Source organism: Burkholderia sp. GbtcB21, from assembly GCF_019091065.1.
Lineage (GTDB): Bacteria > Pseudomonadota > Gammaproteobacteria > Burkholderiales > Burkholderiaceae > Burkholderia > Burkholderia pyrrocinia_C.
This window is the reverse complement of the sequence record NZ_JAGXKA010000007.1, coordinates 154,862-172,723: the sequence shown is the minus strand read 5'-3', so window position 1 is coordinate 172,723 and position 17,862 is coordinate 154,862. Positions and strand designations below refer to the sequence as shown.

General features: G+C 66.0%; 14 protein-coding genes. 3 read left to right on the top strand and 11 right to left on the bottom strand.

Annotated features, from left to right (window positions below):
• Positions 1 to 73 precede the first annotated feature (73 nt).
• The 4 genes from dnaG to KVT39_RS18195 all read right to left on the bottom strand — a co-directional run bounded on the left by dnaG (position 74) and on the right by KVT39_RS18195 (position 4,412).
• Positions 74 to 1,951 (bottom strand): DNA primase, encoded by a 1,878-nt coding sequence (gene dnaG, locus KVT39_RS18210; RefSeq protein WP_034180054.1) that lies wholly within the window; start codon positions 1,949 to 1,951, stop codon positions 74 to 76.
• Positions 1,952 to 2,021: 70 nt separating this feature from the next.
• On the bottom strand, positions 2,022 to 2,468 hold the full coding sequence (locus KVT39_RS18205; RefSeq protein ID WP_006479409.1) for a GatB/YqeY domain-containing protein: 447 nt from the start codon (positions 2,466 to 2,468) through the stop codon (positions 2,022 to 2,024).
• A gap of 194 nt (positions 2,469 to 2,662) precedes the next feature.
• The gene (gene rpsU / locus KVT39_RS18200; protein WP_006479415.1) at positions 2,663 to 2,875 is read right to left on the bottom strand and encodes a 30S ribosomal protein S21; all 213 of its coding nucleotides are present in this window, start codon (positions 2,873 to 2,875) and stop codon (positions 2,663 to 2,665) included.
• 307 nt (positions 2,876 to 3,182) lie between these two features.
• Positions 3,183 to 4,412 carry an NAD(P)/FAD-dependent oxidoreductase gene (locus KVT39_RS18195; RefSeq protein WP_368858930.1) on the bottom strand — a complete coding sequence of 410 codons (1,230 nt, stop codon included), beginning with the start codon at positions 4,410 to 4,412 and terminating at the stop codon, positions 3,183 to 3,185.
• A 121-nt stretch (positions 4,413 to 4,533) separates the two neighbouring features.
• Between KVT39_RS18195 and tsaD the strand changes: the two genes are divergently transcribed.
• Positions 4,534 to 5,574, top strand: coding sequence for a tRNA (adenosine(37)-N6)-threonylcarbamoyltransferase complex transferase subunit TsaD (gene tsaD, locus KVT39_RS18190; RefSeq protein WP_217589910.1), 1,041 nt, complete (start codon positions 4,534 to 4,536; stop codon positions 5,572 to 5,574).
• A gap of 80 nt (positions 5,575 to 5,654) precedes the next feature.
• Here the strand turns inward: tsaD and folE2 are convergent, their stop codons facing one another.
• The 4 genes from folE2 to KVT39_RS18170 form a co-directional block, all read right to left on the bottom strand.
• Positions 5,655 to 6,464 carry a GTP cyclohydrolase FolE2 gene (folE2, locus tag KVT39_RS18185; protein WP_034185213.1) on the bottom strand — a complete coding sequence of 270 codons (810 nt, stop codon included), beginning with the start codon at positions 6,462 to 6,464 and terminating at the stop codon, positions 5,655 to 5,657.
• 154 nt (positions 6,465 to 6,618) lie between these two features.
• Positions 6,619 to 8,523, bottom strand: a complete 1,905-nt coding sequence (gene dxs / locus KVT39_RS18180; RefSeq protein ID WP_034185198.1) for a 1-deoxy-D-xylulose-5-phosphate synthase — start codon at positions 8,521 to 8,523, stop codon at positions 6,619 to 6,621.
• Between the two features lie 81 nt (positions 8,524 to 8,604).
• Complete coding sequence (locus tag KVT39_RS18175) at positions 8,605 to 9,489, bottom strand: polyprenyl synthetase family protein (protein ID WP_034185197.1); 885 nt, start codon at positions 9,487 to 9,489, stop codon at positions 8,605 to 8,607.
• On the bottom strand, positions 9,486 to 9,779 hold the full coding sequence (locus tag KVT39_RS18170; RefSeq protein WP_006479428.1) for an exodeoxyribonuclease VII small subunit: 294 nt from the start codon (positions 9,777 to 9,779) through the stop codon (positions 9,486 to 9,488). The genes KVT39_RS18175 and KVT39_RS18170 overlap by 4 nt, the downstream gene beginning before the upstream one ends.
• Before the next feature lie 270 nt (positions 9,780 to 10,049).
• On the opposite strand from KVT39_RS18170, the gene KVT39_RS18165 reads away from it, so the two are divergent.
• A complete protein-coding gene (locus KVT39_RS18165) occupies positions 10,050 to 11,156 on the top strand; it encodes an aromatic ring-hydroxylating dioxygenase subunit alpha (protein ID WP_034185196.1) in 1,107 nt (368 codons plus the stop codon).
• 117 nt (positions 11,157 to 11,273) lie between these two features.
• Positions 11,274 to 12,143 (top strand): sulfurtransferase, encoded by an 870-nt coding sequence (locus tag KVT39_RS18160; protein WP_217589909.1) that lies wholly within the window; start codon positions 11,274 to 11,276, stop codon positions 12,141 to 12,143.
• Positions 12,144 to 12,201: 58 nt separating this feature from the next.
• Here KVT39_RS18160 and KVT39_RS18155 read toward each other — a convergent pair whose 3' ends face one another.
• From KVT39_RS18155 to polA, 3 genes are all read right to left on the bottom strand, one after another.
• Positions 12,202 to 13,077 carry a dienelactone hydrolase family protein gene (locus tag KVT39_RS18155; protein WP_105393502.1) on the bottom strand — a complete coding sequence of 292 codons (876 nt, stop codon included), beginning with the start codon at positions 13,075 to 13,077 and terminating at the stop codon, positions 12,202 to 12,204.
• Positions 13,078 to 13,496: 419 nt separating this feature from the next.
• Entirely contained in the window at positions 13,497 to 14,831 is a 1,335-nt protein-coding gene (locus KVT39_RS18150) for an NAD(P)/FAD-dependent oxidoreductase (protein WP_034185193.1), read from the bottom strand.
• 277 nt (positions 14,832 to 15,108) lie between these two features.
• A complete protein-coding gene (gene polA / locus KVT39_RS18145; RefSeq protein WP_217589908.1) occupies positions 15,109 to 17,862 on the bottom strand; it encodes a DNA polymerase I in 2,754 nt (917 codons plus the stop codon).

Genomic DNA, 17,862 nt, shown 5'->3' with positions numbered 1-17,862 from the left:
TACTTGGAAAACAAACCGCTGGAAACCTTATATTATAGCACGCTGGGGAGCCCTCTCTAAGCGCCCCGGCCGCCTACAGCCCGAGCCGACGCTTCATGTCGGTTCGCTGCTGGTTCAATTCTGTCAATTCGGCCAATTCCTCGGGTGTGAAGGTGGATTGCCGCGCCAGCCGATCGAGCCGGTCGCAGCAGGCGTCATAGCGCATCTTGAGCACCGCCGCCTGCAGTTCCTCCCCCGCGATCCGCTCCTGTTCACGCTGCCGCTCGGGCACCGTCTCGTCTTCCGGATTCTGTAACAGCAAATCGCGGACGTTTTCATCATAGTCCAGAATTTCGCGGAAGATTTCCTCGTAAGTCGCCCCGTTCGAGGACGTCCTCAGGACATCCGACAGCAGCCGGAACTCCGCGCCGTCGCCCAGCGCACGCGCATGGTCGACGACTTCGGCGAACAGCTCGCCGATGCGCGGCAACGCGCGCAGGGTCGCAATCTGTTCGTCGTCGAGTTGCGACGCGATACGCGGATGCATCACCAGCGTGCGCAACGCACGCTTTTCGCTGTCCGTCACGCGGCGCCGCTCGCTGCGCGCGGGCGCCTGGCGCGGCGGCGCCGCGATCCGCGTGTCGACGTCGGACAGCCCCGCGACCTCTTCGAACGGGATATCGAGGCGGTCCGCGAACATGTGCATGATCTGCGCGCGCAACGCGTTCGCAGGCAGCGCCTGCAGCAGCGGCTTCGCGTCGAACAGCGCCTTCGCGCGGCCTTCCGGCTGATCGAGCGCCTTGCCGGCAATTGCTTCGTTCAACAGAAATTGCGACAGCGGCATCGCGCGTTCGACCTGCTCGGAGAACGCATCCGCGCCGAACTCGCGCACATAGCTGTCCGGATCGTGCTCGGCCGGCAGAAAAAGGAACCGGATCGTGCGGTTGTCCGCCGCGTGCGGCAGGCACGCCTCGAGCGCGCGCCGGGCCGCACGCCGCCCGGCCGAGTCGCCGTCGAAACTGAAAATGACCGTGTCGGTCTGGCGCAGCAGCTTCTGCACGTGAATCGGCGTGCACGCGGTGCCGAGCGTCGCGACCGCGTTCGGGAAACCGAGCTGCGCGAGCGCGACGACGTCCATGTAGCCTTCGACGACCAGCACGTACTTGCGCTCGCGAATCGCCAGCCGCGCCTCGAACAGCCCGTACAGCTCGCTGCCCTTGTTGAACAGCGGCGTTTCGGGCGAGTTCAGGTATTTCGGCTCGCCGCTGCCGAGCACGCGGCCGCCGAAGCCGATCACCTGCCCCTTCACGTTGCGGATCGGGAACATGATCCGCTCACGGAACCGGTCGTAGCGGCGCGCGACACCCTGCGCATCGGTTTTCTCGCTGACGATCACGAGCCCCGACTCGACGAGCGACTCGTCGCGATAGTCGGGGAACGCGGTTTCGAGGTTCTGCCAGCCGTCCGGCGCATAACCGAGCCCGAAGCGCGCGGCGATCTCGCCGGTCAGGCCCCGGTTCTTCAGGTACTGGATCGCGACGGTCGCGCCGCGCAACTGCTTGCGGTAGTAATCGCACGCGGCAGTCATCGCATCGGACAGCGCGGTCGCGACGGATTTCGACACCGGCGCCGGATAATCGCCGCCACCGCCCGGGCCTCCACCACCGCCGCGCATCGACGGCTCGTGCGGCACGGTCAGCCCGACCGACTGCGCGAGCTCCTGCACGGCTTCCGGGAACGTGAGCCCCGCATGCTCCATCAGGAAGCCGATCGCCGTGCCGTGCGCGCCGCAGCCGAAGCAGTGATAGAACTGCTTGGTCGGGCTGACGGTAAACGACGGGCTCTTCTCGTTATGGAACGGGCACAGCCCCATGAAGTTGGCGCCGCCCTTCTTGAGCTGCACGTACCGACCCACCACGTCGACGATATCGACGCGGTTCAGCAAGTCCTGCAGGAACGAATGCGGAATCACCGTGGGATCGAGCGAAAAAAGGCAATACGACGCCCGGCACACGCAACGCCGCGCGCGCCGGGAACGGGTTTTACTTCGTGAGCGCGGCCTTGACCTGCGCGGAAACGGCCGTCATGTCGGCACGGCCGGCGAGCTTGCCCTTCAGCACGCCCATTACCTTGCCCATGTCCTGCGGGCCGGCTGCGCCGGTTTGCGCGACCGCCGCCTGGACTTCGGCCGCCACTTCGGCATCCGACAGTTGCGCGGGCATGTAGCCGCCCAGCACGGTCAATTCGGCCTGCTCCTTCGCGACGAGGTCGTCACGGCCGGCAGCCTGGAACTGGCTGATCGAATCCTTGCGCTGCTTGATCATCTTGTCGATCACGGCCGTGATGCCCGCGTCGTCGAGCGTGACCCGATCATCGACCTCGCGCTGCTTGATCGCGGCCATCAGCAGGCGAATCGTCGCCAGGCGCTCGCTTTCCTTCGCGCGCATCGCGGCCTTCATGTCTTCGCTGATCTGCTCTTTCAAACTCATCTTTCACCCGGGATGGAAACGTGAATCCGACGCCCGCTAACGGGCGTCAACACAAAAACCCGCTTGGGACAGTGTCTCAAGCGGGTTGCTCGAATCCGGCATCGGCGACTCGCCGCCTGATCGGCTGCGCGATCGCACTCGATCGCACGGAGTCACCGGTGCGCCGCTCAGCGAACCGCGCGGCGCCCAATCGTTCAGTACAGCTTCTTCGGCAGCGTCTGGCTGCGAATACGCTTGTAATGACGCTTCACCGCAGCAGCCTTCTTGCGCTTGCGCTCCGCGGTCGGCTTCTCGTAAAACTCGCGCGCACGAAGTTCGGTCAACAGACCGTTCTTCTCGATCGTGCGCTTGAAGCGACGCATTGCAACTTCGAACGGCTCGTTCTCTTTAACGCGAATGATCGTCATGATCCGACACGAATAAAGGTTTGCAGGGAAAGACTACCGAGTATAGCAGAGCGATTGTTCAAAGGCACGGGGCCTGGTCCCGCTAAAACGGGGCTTGCGTAGGGCCTGTTCACGCTAATAACGGGCTTGCGAACGTGCCTTGCCGGCTGCAGTGCAAGAAAGCAAGGAGCGCCGTTTGGCCGAGCCAAACAAGCGACGCGCGACGCCGCAATGCGGCCGGCAACGCACGTTCCCCTGTTTGGAAAAAATCATTCGTGGGGCTGGCCACCAGAAGGGCCCGTTATTAGCGCGAACAGGCCCTAGCCCGTCAGGCGCCGCGCGCATACTCCGCCGCGGCCTGCCCGGCCGCCGTGCCGGACGCCCACGCCCACTGGAAGTTGTAGCCGCCGAGCCAGCCCGTCACGTCCACGGCCTCGCCGACGAAGAACAGCCCCGGCACGCGCGCGCTCATCATCGTCGCCGACGACAGCTCCCGCGTATCGATCCCGCCCTTCGTCACCTCGGCCTTCTTGTAGCCTTCGGTGCCGTTCGGCGTCAGCGTCCAGCCGGCGAGCGCGTCGCCGATCTTGCGCAGCGTCTTGTCGGGCAGGTCCGCGAGCCGCGCGTCGGCCGCGACACTGTGCGTGTCGAGCCATGCGTGCGCGAGGCGCGACGGCACCCAGTCCGCCAGCAGCGAACCGATCTGGCGCTTCGACGTGCGCTTCGCATCGAGCAGGTCGGCCACCGTGTCGCGCTGCGGCAGCAGGTCGACGCGAATCGGGTCGCCGGGCTGCCAGTAGCTCGAGATCTGCAGGATGCCGGGTCCCGACAGGCCGCGATGGGTCAGCAGCAGATCCTCGACGAATTCGCCGCCGCGCTTCTTGTCGCCGGTCGACACGCGCACTTCGAGCGACACGCCGGACAGCGCCGCGAACGGCTCCCAGTCGTGCTGCGCGAACGTGAGCGGCACGAGCGCGGGCCGTGTATCGATGAGCTTGTGGCCGAACTGCTTCGCGAGCCGGTAGCCGAAGTCGGTCGCGCCGATCTTCGGGATCGACAGGCCGCCCGTCGCGACGATCAGTGCGCGCGCACCGATCGGCCCGGCCTGCTGCGTGTCGAGCGTGAAGCCGTCGGCCGGTGCGTGGCGCACCGCGTCGACGACGACGGGCCGGCGCCACGCGATGCCGCCCGCGTCGCATTCGTGCTTCAGCACGTCGATGACCGCGTCGCTGCCGTGGTCGCAAAAGAGCTGACCTTTGTGCTTTTCGTGCCAGGTCACATGATGGCGCTTGAGCAGCCCGAGGAAGTCGCGCGGCGTATAGCGCGCCAGCGCCGAACGCGCGAAATGCGGATTCGCCGACAGGTAGTTGTCGGGGCCTGCGTACAGGTTCGTGAAGTTGCAGCGGCCGCCGCCCGAGATGCGGATTTTCTCGGCGAGCCGCGGTGCGTGATCGATCAGCACGACGCGGCGGCCGAGTTGCCCGGCGACCGCGGCGCTCATCATCCCGGCAGCGCCCGCGCCGATCACGGCGATGTCATAAGTTTCCATGGCGCGGATTGTACCTGCCCGGCATCGGACCCGGGCCGCCGCCAGCGGCGGCCTGCCCTCGCCTGCTATACTTTCGGGTTACGTTTACCTTCTTTCGGCGCGCCCGATATGGCGCGCCCTGCCCGTACCCATGCTCGTTCTCGGCATCGAAAGCTCCTGTGACGAAACCGGCCTCGCGCTCTACGACACGCAGCGCGGCCTGCTCGCGCACGCGCTCCATTCGCAGATCGCGATGCACCGCGAATACGGCGGCGTCGTGCCCGAGCTCGCGTCGCGCGACCACATCCGCCGCGCACTGCCGCTGCTCGAGGAAGTGATGGCGCAAAGCGGCACGCATCGCAACGACATCGACGCGATCGCGTTCACGCAAGGCCCCGGCCTCGCCGGCGCGCTGCTGGTCGGCGCGAGCATCGCGAATGCGCTCGCACTCGCATGGAACAAGCCGACCGTCGGCATCCATCACCTCGAAGGCCACCTGCTGTCGCCGCTGCTCGTCGCCGAGCCGCCGCCGTTCCCGTTCGTCGCGCTGCTGGTTTCCGGCGGCCACACGCAACTGATGCGCGTGACCGACGTCGGCGTGTACGAGACGCTCGGCGAAACGCTCGACGACGCGGCCGGCGAAGCGTTCGACAAGACGGCGAAACTGATCGGCCTCGGCTACCCGGGCGGCCCGGAAGTCTCGAAGCTCGCCGAAACGGGCACGCCGGGTGCGGTCGTGCTGCCGCGTCCGATGCTGCATTCGGGCGACCTCGACTTCAGCTTCAGCGGCCTGAAGACTGCCGTGCTCACGCAGATGAAGAAGTTCGAGGCAGCGAAGCTGACGGGCGACGCGCTCGAACGCGCGAAAGCCGACCTCGCGCGCGGTTTCGTCGACGCGGCCGTCGACGTGCTCGTCGCGAAGTCGCTCGCTGCTTTGAAGAAGACGAAGCTCAAGCGCCTCGTGGTCGCGGGCGGCGTCGGCGCGAACCGCCAGTTGCGCGAGGCGCTGTCGGCCGCCGCGGCCAAGCGCGGCTTCGACGTGCACTACCCCGATCTCGCGCTCTGCACCGACAACGGCGCGATGATCGCGCTCGCGGGCGCGCTGCGGCTCGGCCGCTGGCCCGAGCAGGCGAACGCCGACTACGCGTTCACGGTGAAGCCGCGCTGGGATCTCGCGTCGCTCGCACGCTGAACCGCGACGTCAATACAAGAAAATCAAAAGGCCGCTCAAACGAGCGGCCTTTTTCATCGGCGCGGCAAAACGACGCAGCGTTATGCCGCCTGCCGCTTGTCGCGCTCGATCAGCGCATACGCGCTGTGATTGTGGATCGACTCGAAGTTCTCGGCTTCGAGCACATACGCGACCACGCGCTCGTCCGCATCGAGACGCTGCGCGACGTCGCGCACGAGATCCTCGACGAACTTCGGATTCTCGTATGCACGCTCGGTGACGAACTTCTCGTCCGGGCGCTTCAGCAGGCCCCACAGTTCGCACGACGCCTCTTCCTCTGCGATGCGGATCAGCGCCTCGACCGGCAGGTCGGCCGCGAGCTCGGCATCGATCGTCACGTGCGAGCGCTGGTTGTGCGCGCCGTACTGCGAGATCTTCTTCGAGCACGGGCACAGGCTCGTCACGGGCACGAGCACCTTCAGGAACAGGCGCGTGTCGCCGTTGCGGCTTTCGCCCGCGAGCGTCACTTCGTAGTCGAGCAGGCTCTGCACGCCGGACACCGGCGCCGTCTTGTTCACGAAGTACGGGAACGTGACCTCAATGCGGCCGGCCTCGGCTTCGAGCTTCTCGAGCATCGACGCGAGCATCGCGCGGAAACGTTCGACCGTCAGCGGCGCGCGGTTCTCTTCGAGCAGCGCGACGAAGCGCGACATGTGCGTGCCCTTCTGGTCGGCCGGCAGGCGCACGTCGAGATTCCAGACACCGACGCTCGGCTGCACGTCGCCGCTTTCGGTACATACCGTCAACGGATGCCGGACCGCCTTCACGCCCACGCGCTGAATCGGGATCTGACGGGTATCCACCGTGCTCTGCACGTCGGGCATCACGAAGGCGGGATTCATCTGGTTCATCTTGTTCAATCCTTGTAAGCCGCGCGTTCGACGACGCGCACGCCGCGTCATGCGGCAGCCGGAAAAGCAACATGGGCCCGCAGGCCCATGTTTTCCGCATCAATGAAGACCGGTTGCGCCAGTCGCACCAGCGCCGCCCGCGGGCGGCGCCAGCTTATGCGACGCGCTTCGCCTGACCGGCGACATCGGCCGCCGGGTTCAGGAAGCGTTCGCGAATCGATTTCGCGATGCCCGCGCCGTCGAGGCCGCATAGCGACAACAGCTTTGCGTGGTCGCCGTGATCGACGAACTGGTCAGGGAGGCCCAATTGTAGTACGGGTCGGATAACCCCACTCTCCATCAGGGCTTCCACGCAGGCCGAGCCCGCGCCGCCCATCACGCAGCCTTCCTCGATCGTGACGAGGTAGTCGTGCGTCTCGGCGAGTTCGCGCACGAGCGCGGCGTCGACCGGCTTCACGAAGCGCATGTTCGCGACGGTTGCGTCGAGTTCCTCGGCCGCTGCGAGCGACGGTGCGACCATCGTGCCGAATGCGAGGATCGCGACACGCTTGCCTTCCGGCTGCGCCGTGTGGCGACGCACTTCACCCTTGCCGAGCGGGATCTCGGTGAATTCCTTCACCGTCGGCACGCCCGTGCCCGCGCCGCGCGGATAGCGCACTGCGGTCGGGTTCGGCTGCTGCAGCGCGGTGTGCAGCATCTGGCGGCATTCGTTCTCGTCGGATGCGGCCATGATCGTCATGTTCGGGATGCAGCGCATGAACGCGAGATCGTACGCGCCCGCGTGCGTCGCGCCGTCCGCGCCGACGAGGCCCGCGCGGTCGATCGCGAACACGACCGGCAGGTTCTGCAGCGCGACGTCGTGGATCAGCTGGTCGTAAGCACGCTGCAGGAACGTCGAGTAGATCGCGACGACCGGCTTCAGCCCTTCGGTCGCGAGACCGCCCGCGAACGTCACCGCGTGCTGCTCGGCGATGCCGACGTCGTAGTAGCGATCCTTGAAACGCTTCTCGAACTCGACCATGCCCGAGCCTTCGCGCATCGCGGGCGTGATGCCGACGACGCGCGTATCGCGCTCGGCTTCATCGCACAGCCATTCGCCGAACACCTGCGTGTACGTCTTCTTCGCGGGCGTGGTCGACGGCTTGATGCCTTCGGCCGGGTTGAACTTGCCGGGGCCGTGATAAAGCACGGGATCGGCTTCGGCGAGCTTGTAGCCCTGGCCTTTCTTCGTCACCACGTGCAGGAACTGCGGGCCGCGCAGTTCGCGGATGTTCTGCAGCGTCGGGATCAGCGAATCGAGATCGTGACCGTCGATCGGGCCGATGTAGTTGAAGCCGAACTCCTCGAACAGCGTGGCCGGCACGACCATCCCCTTCGCGTGCTCCTCGAGCTTGCGCGCGAGTTCGAGCACCGGCGGCGCAACGCTCAGCACGCGCTCGACACCCGCGCGCGCAGCCGCGTAGAAGCGGCCCGACATCAGGCGGGCGAGATGGCGATTCAGCGCGCCGACCGGCGGCGAGATCGACATGTCGTTGTCGTTCAGGATCACGAGCAGCTTCGCATCTTCCGACACGCCCGCGTTGTTCATCGCCTCGAACGCCATGCCGGCCGTCATCGCGCCGTCGCCGATCACGGCAATCGAGAAGCGGTCGTCGCCGTTCAGCTGGCTGCCGATCGCCATGCCGAGCGCGGCCGAGATCGACGTGCTCGAGTGCGCGGTGCCGAACGTGTCGTATTCGGATTCGCTGCGGCGCGGGAAGCCCGAGATGCCGTCGTACTGGCGCAGCGAATGCATCTGGTCGCGGCGGCCCGTGAGGATCTTGTGCGGGTAGGTCTGGTGGCCCACGTCCCAGACGATGCGATCGTTCGGCGTGTTGAACACGTAGTGCAGCGCGATCGTCAGCTCGACCGTCCCGAGGTTGGACGACAAATGGCCGCCCGTCTTCGACACGCTGTCGAGCACGAACGCGCGCAGTTCATCCGCGAGCGGTTGCAGTTGGCGACGATCGAGGCGGCGCAGATCCGCCGGGTCGTCGATGGTTTTCAGCAAGTCGTACATCGTCGTTCCATTGTAGGAAATCAAACGCGCCCGCATTCTATTGCACGCACCGTAGCGTGTGCGCGGCGGCGGGCTTTCGCGTCAGCTGACCCGGTTCACTACCAGGTCGGCAAGTTCGGCGAGACGCTGTGCGCGTGCGCCGAACGGTTTCAGCGCGTCGTGCGCTTCGGCACGCAGTTGCGCGGCAAGCTCGCGCGACGCCTCGAGGCCGAGAATCGATACATAGGTCGGCTTGTCGTTCGCCGCGTCCTTGCCTGCCGTCTTGCCGAGCGTCGCCGAATCGGTCGTGACGTCGAGAATATCGTCGACGACCTGGAAGGCCAGACCCACGGCTCCCGCGTAGACATCGAGCGCGGCCATCGTTTCCGCCGACGGCGTCTCGCCGGCCAGCGCGCCCATCCGCACGGCCGCGCGCAGCAGTGCGCCAGTCTTCATCCGGTGCATCGTCTCGAGCTGCTCGCGCGTCAGCTTGAGGCCGACGCTCGCCAGGTCGATCGCCTGCCCGCCGGCCATGCCGAGCGAGCCGCTCGCAAGCGCAAGCTCGCGCACGAGCGCGGCCTGCTGCACCGGCGACAGCGCAGCGGCGTCGGTCAGCGCGACAAACGCCTGCGACTGCAGCGCATCGCCGACGAGCAGTGCCGTCGGCTCGTCGTACTGCACGTGCACGGTCGGCTTGCCGCGTCGCAGCGCGTCGTCGTCCATGCACGGCATGTCGTCGTGCACGAGCGAGTACACGTGGATCATCTCCAGCGCCGCCGCCGCCGCATTGCGCGCCGCTTCCGTCGCGCCGGTCAGCTCGCCTGCTGCATGGCACAGCAGCGGGCGAACGCGCTTGCCGCCGCCGAGGACCGCATAGCGCATCGCCTCGTGGAGTTGCGCGGGCATCGCGGTTTCAGCGGGCAGATAGTGACCGAGTGCGTCCTCGACACGGTCAAGCACGGACCGCATCCATTGTTCGAATGTCATAGATCGTCGTCTTCGCCGTCCGTGGCGGCCGTTCCGGACGAAAGCGGCTTCAGCGTCGCGCCGTCGAGCACGCGAACCTGCTGCTCCACTTTCTCGAGCTGCTGTTGGCAAAATGCAACGAGGGTCGCACCGCGGCGATACGCCGCCAGTGAATCCTCGAGGCTCAACGCGCCGCCTTCCATCCGGGCAACCAGCGTCTCGAGTTCCGCGAGCGCCATCTCATAATTGTCCGGCAACGGTTCGGTGCCATTGCCGGGCGGCGTGGCGCCTGGGGATGCGGTTTTCGCCATGGACGAGGTGTCAAATTTCAAAACAAGTCGGACATTCTACGGCAAAAGAGAATTCTCCGATCTGCCGACTTGGGCAGCCTCGCACATATTCCGGCCCCATCTCCGGCACACAGTGTGCGCCTCCCGATTGTCTCCCGACAAAAAATTGACACAAATCAGGCACTTAATCCTGGCCTTGCGAGGCGAACCGGGTATAATTCCCCGTTTCCCTAAATCGATTTTTCGATGGTTGGGTTGTTCACTGCTTTCACGCTAACACCGGGAGTGGGAATGTCCAATCTGAGCGATGCGCTTCAGTTGAAGTCGGCCCACAGCCAGCTTCCAGTCACTGCATATTTCGATGAGGCGCTGCTCGAGCGCGAGATCGAAACCCTCTTCAAGAAAGGACCTCGTTACGTCGGGCACGAGTTGATGGTGCCCGAGGCGGGGGATTATTTTGCGCTGCCGTCCGAGAAGGAAGGCCGCGTGCTGGTCCGCAACCAGACGAACCAGATCGAACTGCTGTCGAACGTCTGCCGCCACCGGCAGGCGATCATGCTCAACGGGCGCGGCCACGCGCAGAACATCGTGTGCCCGCTGCACCGCTGGACGTACGACCTGGAAGGCGAACTGCTCGGCGCGCCGCACTTCCCCGACAAGCCGTGCCTGAACCTCGGCAAGAGCCCGCTGCAGAACTGGCAGGGGCTGCTGTTCGAGGCCGAAGGCCGGAACGTCGCGCGCGACCTCGCCAATCTCGGCACGAAACATCACTTCGACTTCTCCGAGTACCACTTCGATCATGTCGAAGTGCACGAGTGCGATTACAACTGGAAGACCTTCATCGAGGTCTACCTCGAGGATTACCACGTCGTCCCGTTCCACCCGGGCCTCGGCAGCTTCGTGTCGTGCGACGATCTCAAGTGGGAATTCGGCGACTGGTACAGCGTGCAGACGGTCGGCGTGCACAACGCACTCGCGAAGCCGGGCAGCGCGACTTACCAGAAATGGCACGAGCAGGTGCTGAAGTTCCGCAACGGCGTGCCGCCGGAGTTCGGCGCGATCTGGATGGTCTACTACCCGGGCCTGATGATCGAGTGGTATCCGCACGTGCTCGTCGTGTCGTGGCTGATCCCGCGCGGCCCGCAGAAGACGACCAACATCGTCGAGTTCTATTACCCCGAGGAAATCGCGCTGTTCGAACGCGAATTCGTCGAGGCCGAGCGCGCCGCCTACATGGAAACGGCCGTCGAGGACGACGAAATCGCGATGCGGATGGACGCAGGCCGCCATGCGCTGATGGCACGCGGCGAGTCGCAGGTCGGCCCGTACCAGAGCCCGATGGAAGACGGCATGCAGCACTTCCACGAGTTCCTGCGCCGCCACCTCGGCGACATCTGATGACCGGTGCGGCGCTTTGACGCCGCACCGCATCCGGCAGACGAAAAGACGGGCTTCGGCCCGTCTTTTTTTGTTTAGACTTGGAGTGTCAGGCCATTCGCACTCCAGGGAGCTGTCATGCCACACACTCATTACACCACGCTCATCTCCGCCGCCAACCTCGCCGAGCGCCTGGCCGCGGCGCCCGGCAGCGTCGTGCTGTTCGACTGCCGCTTCGACCTCGCCGATCCGGGCGCGGGCGAAGCCGCGTATGCAACCGGCCACATCCCCGGCGCGCAGTATCTTCATCTCGACCGCGACCTGTCGGGCCGCAAGACGGGCACCAACGGCCGCCACCCGCTGCCGACCCGCGATGCATTCGCCACGCTGCTCGCGAGCCGCGGCCTCAAGCAGGGCCAGCAGGTCGTCGCATACGACGCGCAAGGCGGCGCCTATGCGGCGCGCCTGTGGTGGCTGCTGCGCTGGCTCGGCCACGATTCGGTCGCCGTGCTCGACGGCGGCCTGCAGGCATGGGAAGCGGCCGGCCAGCCGCTGACGGCCGACGTGCCGCAACCGGCCGCCGGCGATTTCCGTGCGGGAGCGCCTCTTGAATCGACGGTCGACGCAGCAGCCGTGCTTGCGAACGTGACGTCGCACACGCGCGTCGTGATCGACGCACGCGCACCGGACCGCTATCGCGGCGAAAACGAGACGATCGATCCTGTGGGCGGCCACATCCCCGGCGCACGCAACCGGTTCTTCAAGGACAACCTGGCCGCCGACGGCCGCTTCAAGACCGGCCATGAATTGCGCGAGACGTTCTCCACGCTTCTGGCGGGCACCGAACCGAATCTCGTGATCCTGCAGTGCGGCTCCGGCGTCACCGCCTGCCACAACGCGCTTGCGCTGGAGATCGCGGGGCTGCACGGCGCATCGCTGTATCCGGGTTCGTGGAGCGAATGGAGCGCCGATCCGTCGCGGCCGATCTCGACCGGCCCGAACCCGTAATCCGGCGCGCGGCGCACCGGTGAAGCGAAGCGGCGGCCATTCGGCCGCCGCGTTTCGTTTACATCACGCCGTACTTGTGGAACCACGCGATCGCGCGCGTCCAGCCGTCTTCGGCATCGCCCTTTACATAGCTTGGCCGGTAGTCGGCGAAGAACGCGTGGCCGGCATCCGGATACACGACGATCTCCGATTCGCGCGCGAGCTTCGAGTCGCTCGTCTGGATCGCCTTGCGCATGTCCGCGAGCGAGGCCTGCGTGATGTTCGCATCCTTTTCGCCATACAGCCCGAGCACGGGCACCTTCAGCGACGCCGCATGATCGACCGGATTGAACGGCGTCATCTCGTCGGTCTTGCCTTCGACGAACCCGTACCACGCAACGGCCGCACGCACGTGCGGATTGTGCTCGGCATACAGCCACGCCTGGCGGCCGCCCCAGCAGAACCCCGTCACGCCGAGACGCGCCGGGTCGCCGCCGTTCTTGCCGGCCCATGCGACCGTCGCATCGAGATCCTCGGTGACCTGCCGGTCCGGCACCTTGCTGATGATGTTGTCGAAAAGATCCTTCATCGTCGGATACTTCGCCGCGTTGCCCTGTCGCGCGAACAGGTCGGGCGCGATCGCGAGGTAGCCGAGCTTCGCGAAGCGGCGGCAGACGTCGGCGATATGCGCGTGCACACCGAAGATCTCGTGGATCACGATGATGACCGGCAGGTTCGTCTTGCCGGCCGGCTGCGCGCGATAGGCCGGCACGCTCGCGTCGCCGGAGCGGATCTCGACGGTGTCGACGTCCAGCCCGGCGCTGTCGGTCGTGACCGTCTGCGCCGAAACGGGCAGCACGGCCGCCGCGAAGGTGCCGCCCAGCGCGGCCTGCATGAACTTGCGGCGCGAAAACGGGACGTGGGGGACCAGGCTGTCGACTTCGGGTTTCAACATGAATGCACTCCTCGATAGGGCGCCGCCGTCACGATCGTGGATGCGGCATGACGGGGCATCGCGCCGGCGCACGGCGCGGATGTCGCGGCGGTTGGCACCCCGCCGCAAACGGAAACCCGGACAAGATGCCCAATAATCCGTTGTCGCGTCAACTGTCAGATGTGTAAGACTCGATTACGACCCATCGATTCGAGCGCATCAGTCGTGGCGTCGAAGCCCGCTGACGGCCCCGCCGAATCGCGGTGCGGCCCGCATCTATCGATCGCCGCTGCGCGACCGGATGCTTGCGGATTGAAAAAAACGTGGACGACATCGCCCGGCAGAACACCCGCAGCCGCCTCGCTGCCCGCAAACACGACGGGCGGAGAACACGCACGACGTACGCACTCCCCGCCCGCTGCCCGCGCGAACGCGCGGCGTCAGTGCAGCTTGACGCGCGGCAACGTCGTGCGCCGCAGCCAGTGCGCGACCGTGTCGAGCATCATCCGCGGATAACCGTGCAGCGCCGCGATGTGCAGCCGGTACAGCGACATGTACATGAAGCGCGCAAACAGCCCTTCGATCAGCATGTTGCCGCCGATCAGCCCGCCCATCAGGTTACCGACCGCGCTGAAATGGCCGAGCGACACGAGCGAACCGAAATCGCGATACGTGAATTCGGGTAGCGGACGCCCTTCGAGCCGGCAGCCGATCGCCTTCAGCAGGAAGCTCGCCTGCTGGTGCGCGGCCTGCGCGCGCGGCGGCACGTTGCGTTCGTTGCCGGGCCACGCGCATGCCGCACAATCGCCGAGCGCGAACACGTTGTCGTCGGTGAAGGTCTGCAGTGTGCGGCGCACGTCGAGCTGGCCGAGCTTGTTGACCTGGAGGCCGTCGAGATGCGAGAGCACGGACGGCGCCTTGATGCCGGCCGCCCAGACCGTCAGGTCCGCGCGCACCGCCTTCCCGCTCGCGGTATGCACGAGCCCCGGCGCGACCTCGGTCACGCGCTCGCTGAGCATCAGCCGCACGCCGAGCTTTTCGAGCAGTTCGGCCGTCGCCGTCGACACGCGCTCCTGCAGCGCCGGCAGAATCCGCGGCCCCGATTCGATCAGCACGATGCCGACGTCGTGGCGCGGGTCGAGCTTGTGCAGCCCATACGCGGACAGCACCTGCGCCGTGTTGCGCAGCTCCGCGGACAACTCGACGCCCGTCGCGCCGCCGCCGACGATCACCACCTGGATGCGCGGTTCGGCCGCATCGCCGGGCGCGGTCGGCGCCGGTGCCTGGTGCTCGGCACGCATGCACGCGGCGATCAGCCGCTTGCGGAAGCGCTCGGCCTCGCCAACCGTATCGAGCGCGATCGCGTTTTCCGGCGCGCCCTGCACGCCGAAGAAGTGGGTCGTGCTGCCGATCGCGATCACCAGCGTGTCGTATTCCAGCTCGCGCTCCGGCAGCAGTTCCGCGCCGTCGCTGTCGTTGATGGGCGACAGCGTGATGCGCTTCGCCGCGCGATCGAGCCCGGTCAGTCCGCCCTGCTGGAACTCGAAGCCGTGCCAGCGCGCCTGCGCCGCATATTCGAGCTCCTGCGTGAACGGGTCCATGCTGCCGGCCGCAACCTCGTGCAGCAACGGTTTCCAGATGTGCGTCGGATTGCGGTCGACGAGCGTGACGAGCGCACGCGCGGGACGATTGCCGCGCGCGCCGTAACGGTCGCCGAGCCGCGTCGCCAGTTCCAGGCCGCCCGCGCCTCCGCCTACGATGATGATCCGATGCATCCGATTCCCCCTTTGCGATTCGAAACTGCTGCCGCCGGACGAAGCGAACGCGATGCATTCGCGCCGCCCGGTGGATTAACCGGTTCGGACATCATCGATGTGCAGTTCGAAGCACTTCGATGCGCCGGCCCGGAACGCGGGGCGCGCCGCCCCGCGTCAATGGCATGACTGACATGCATTGTCCGGGAGCTTGCGCGTTGACCACAAGCAAACCATCTCGATATTCAGCATCCCTGCAACAATATGCCGCAGGAATCGGGAACCGCGCAGCGGTGCGTCAGTGTGCCTCTTCCCAGTTCGCGCCGGCGCCCACTTCGGCGACGAGCGGCACCTTCAGCTTCGCGACGCCGCACATCATTTCCGGCAGTTTCTCGCGCACGAGCGACAGTTCGTCGTCGGGCACCTCGAGCACCAGTTCATCGTGCACCTGCATGATCATCCGCGATGCAAGCTTGTCACGCGTGAGCCAGTCGTCCACCGCGATCATCGACAGCTTGATCAGGTCGGCCGCGGTGCCCTGCATCGGCGCATTGATTGCCGCGCGCTCGGCCGCCTGGCGGCGCGGGCCGTTGCCGCCGTTGATTTCCGGCAACCACAGGCGGCGACCGAAAACGGTTTCGACGTAACCCTTCTCCTTCGCGGTCGCGCGCGTCTCTTCCATGTACTGCGCAACACCCGGATAGCGGGCGAAATAACGGTCGATATAGAGCTTCGCCGCGTCGCGCGTGATGCCGAGGTTCGACGCGAGCCCGAACGCGCTCATCCCGTAGATCAGCCCGAAGTTGATCACCTTCGCGATCCGGCGCTGGTCGGAATTGACCTCCAGCGGCGTCACGCCGAACACCTCGGCGGCCGTCGCGCGGTGGATGTCCTCGCCCTGCGAGAACGCGCGCAGCAGCGACGCGTCGCCCGAGATGTGCGCCATGATCCGCAGTTCGATCTGCGAATAGTCGGCCGACACGATCCGGTGGCCCGGCGATGCGATGAACGCCTCGCGGATCCGCCGGCCTTCGGCCGTGCGCACCGGAATGTTCTGAAGATTCGGATCGTTCGATGCGAGACGGCCCGTTACCGCGACGGCCTGCGCATAGTTCGTGTGCACGCGGCCCGTTGCGGGGTTCACCATGCGCGGCAGCTTGTCGGTATAGGTCGACTTCAGCTTCGACAGCCCCCGATGCTCGAGCAGCAGCTTCGGCAGCGGGTAATCCTCGGCGAGCTTCTGCAGCACCTCTTCGTCGGTCGACGGCGCGCCGCTCGGCGTCTTCTTCACGACCGGCAACTGCAGCTTCTCGAAGAAGATCTGCCCGATCTGCTTAGGTGAGCCAAGATTGAATTCGCCGCCCGCCAGTTCGTACGCCTGCGCTTCGAGCTCGATCAGGCGCGTTGCGATTTCGGTGCTCTGCGCGTGCAGGAGCGCGTCGTCGATCAGCACGCCCGTGCGCTCCATCTTGCGCAGCACGAGCGATACGGGCATCTCGATCTCGCGGTACACGCGCTCGAGGCCCGGTTCGCGCGCGACCTGCGGATACAGCGCGTGATGAAGCTGCAGCGTGATGTCGGCATCCTCGGCCGCGTATTCGGCGGCCTGCGCGAGCGCTACTTCGTCGAAACCGATCTGCTTCGCGCCCTTGCCGGCCACGTCTTCGTACTTGATCGTCTTGACGCCCAGATGACGCAGCGCGAGGCTGTCCATGTCGTGCGTGCGATGCGATTCGACCACGTACGATTCGAGCAGCGTGTCGTGCTCGATGCCGTTCAGCGCGATGTCGTAGTTCGCGAGCACCTGCGCGTCGTACTTCAGGTGCTGGCCGACCTTCTTGCGATCGGCCGATTCGAGCCACGGCTTCAGGCGTGCGAGCACTTCGTCGATCGGAAGCTGTTCGGGCATGTCGGGGCCGCGGTGCGCGACCGGCAGGTACGCGGCCTTGCCCGGCTCCACCGAGAACGACAGGCCGACGAGCCGCGCGAGCATCGGGTCGAGCGCGGTCGTCTCGGTGTCGAACGCGGTCAGCGCGGCCGTGTCGATCTTCGCGAACCACGCGTCGAACTGCTCCCAGGTCTGGATCGTGTCGTATTCGCGAACGATGTCGGCCGCCACCACCGGTGCCGGCTCGCCGTCCGGCGCATCGGCGTCGCCGCCTTCCGCGGGTGCGCTGTCGACTTCGCGCAGCCACGTCTTGAAGCCGTAGCGCGCGAAGATGTCGCGCAGCAGATCGCGCGCCTCGCCGTCGGTCTTCAGCGACGCTTCGATCGATTCGAGATGCGGTGCGAGATCGCAGGCCGTGTCGACCGTCACGAGCGTGCGGCCGAGCGGCAGGAAGTCGAGCGCACGGCGCAGGTTGTCGCCGACCACGCCCTTGATGTCGCCCGCGTGCGCGATGACGCCGTCGAGGCTGTCGTATTGCGACAGCCATTTCACGGCCGTCTTCGGCCCGCACTTCTCGACGCCCGGCACGTTGTCGACGGTGTCGCCGATCAATGCCAGGTAGTCGATGATCCGCTCGGGCGGCACGCCGAACTTCGCGATCACGCCGTCGCGGTCGAGCGTCTCGTTGGTCATCGTGTTGACGAGCGTGACGTGGTCGGTCACGAGCTGCGCGAGATCCTTGTCGCCCGTCGACACGATCACGTTCATCCCGTGCCGTTCGGCTTCGCGCGCGAGCGTGCCGATCACGTCGTCGGCCTCGACGCCTTCGACCATCAGCAGCGGCCAGCCGAGCGCACGCACCGCGCCGTGGATCGGTTCGACCTGCAATGCGAGGTCGGGCGGCATCGACGGGCGGTTTGCCTTATAGTCGGCATAAAGGTCGTCGCGAAACGTCTTGCCCTTTGCATCGAACACGCAAGCGCTATACTCTGCACTGACTTCCTTGCGCATACGGCGCAGCATGTTGATGATTCCGTAGAGCGCTCCGGTCGGCTCCCCGCCAGGGCCACGCAAATCAGGCATCGCATGGTAAGCCCGATACAGATAGCTCGAACCGTCAACCAATAGCAGGGTCTTACCTTCCAGATTTCGTTCTTCAGGCAT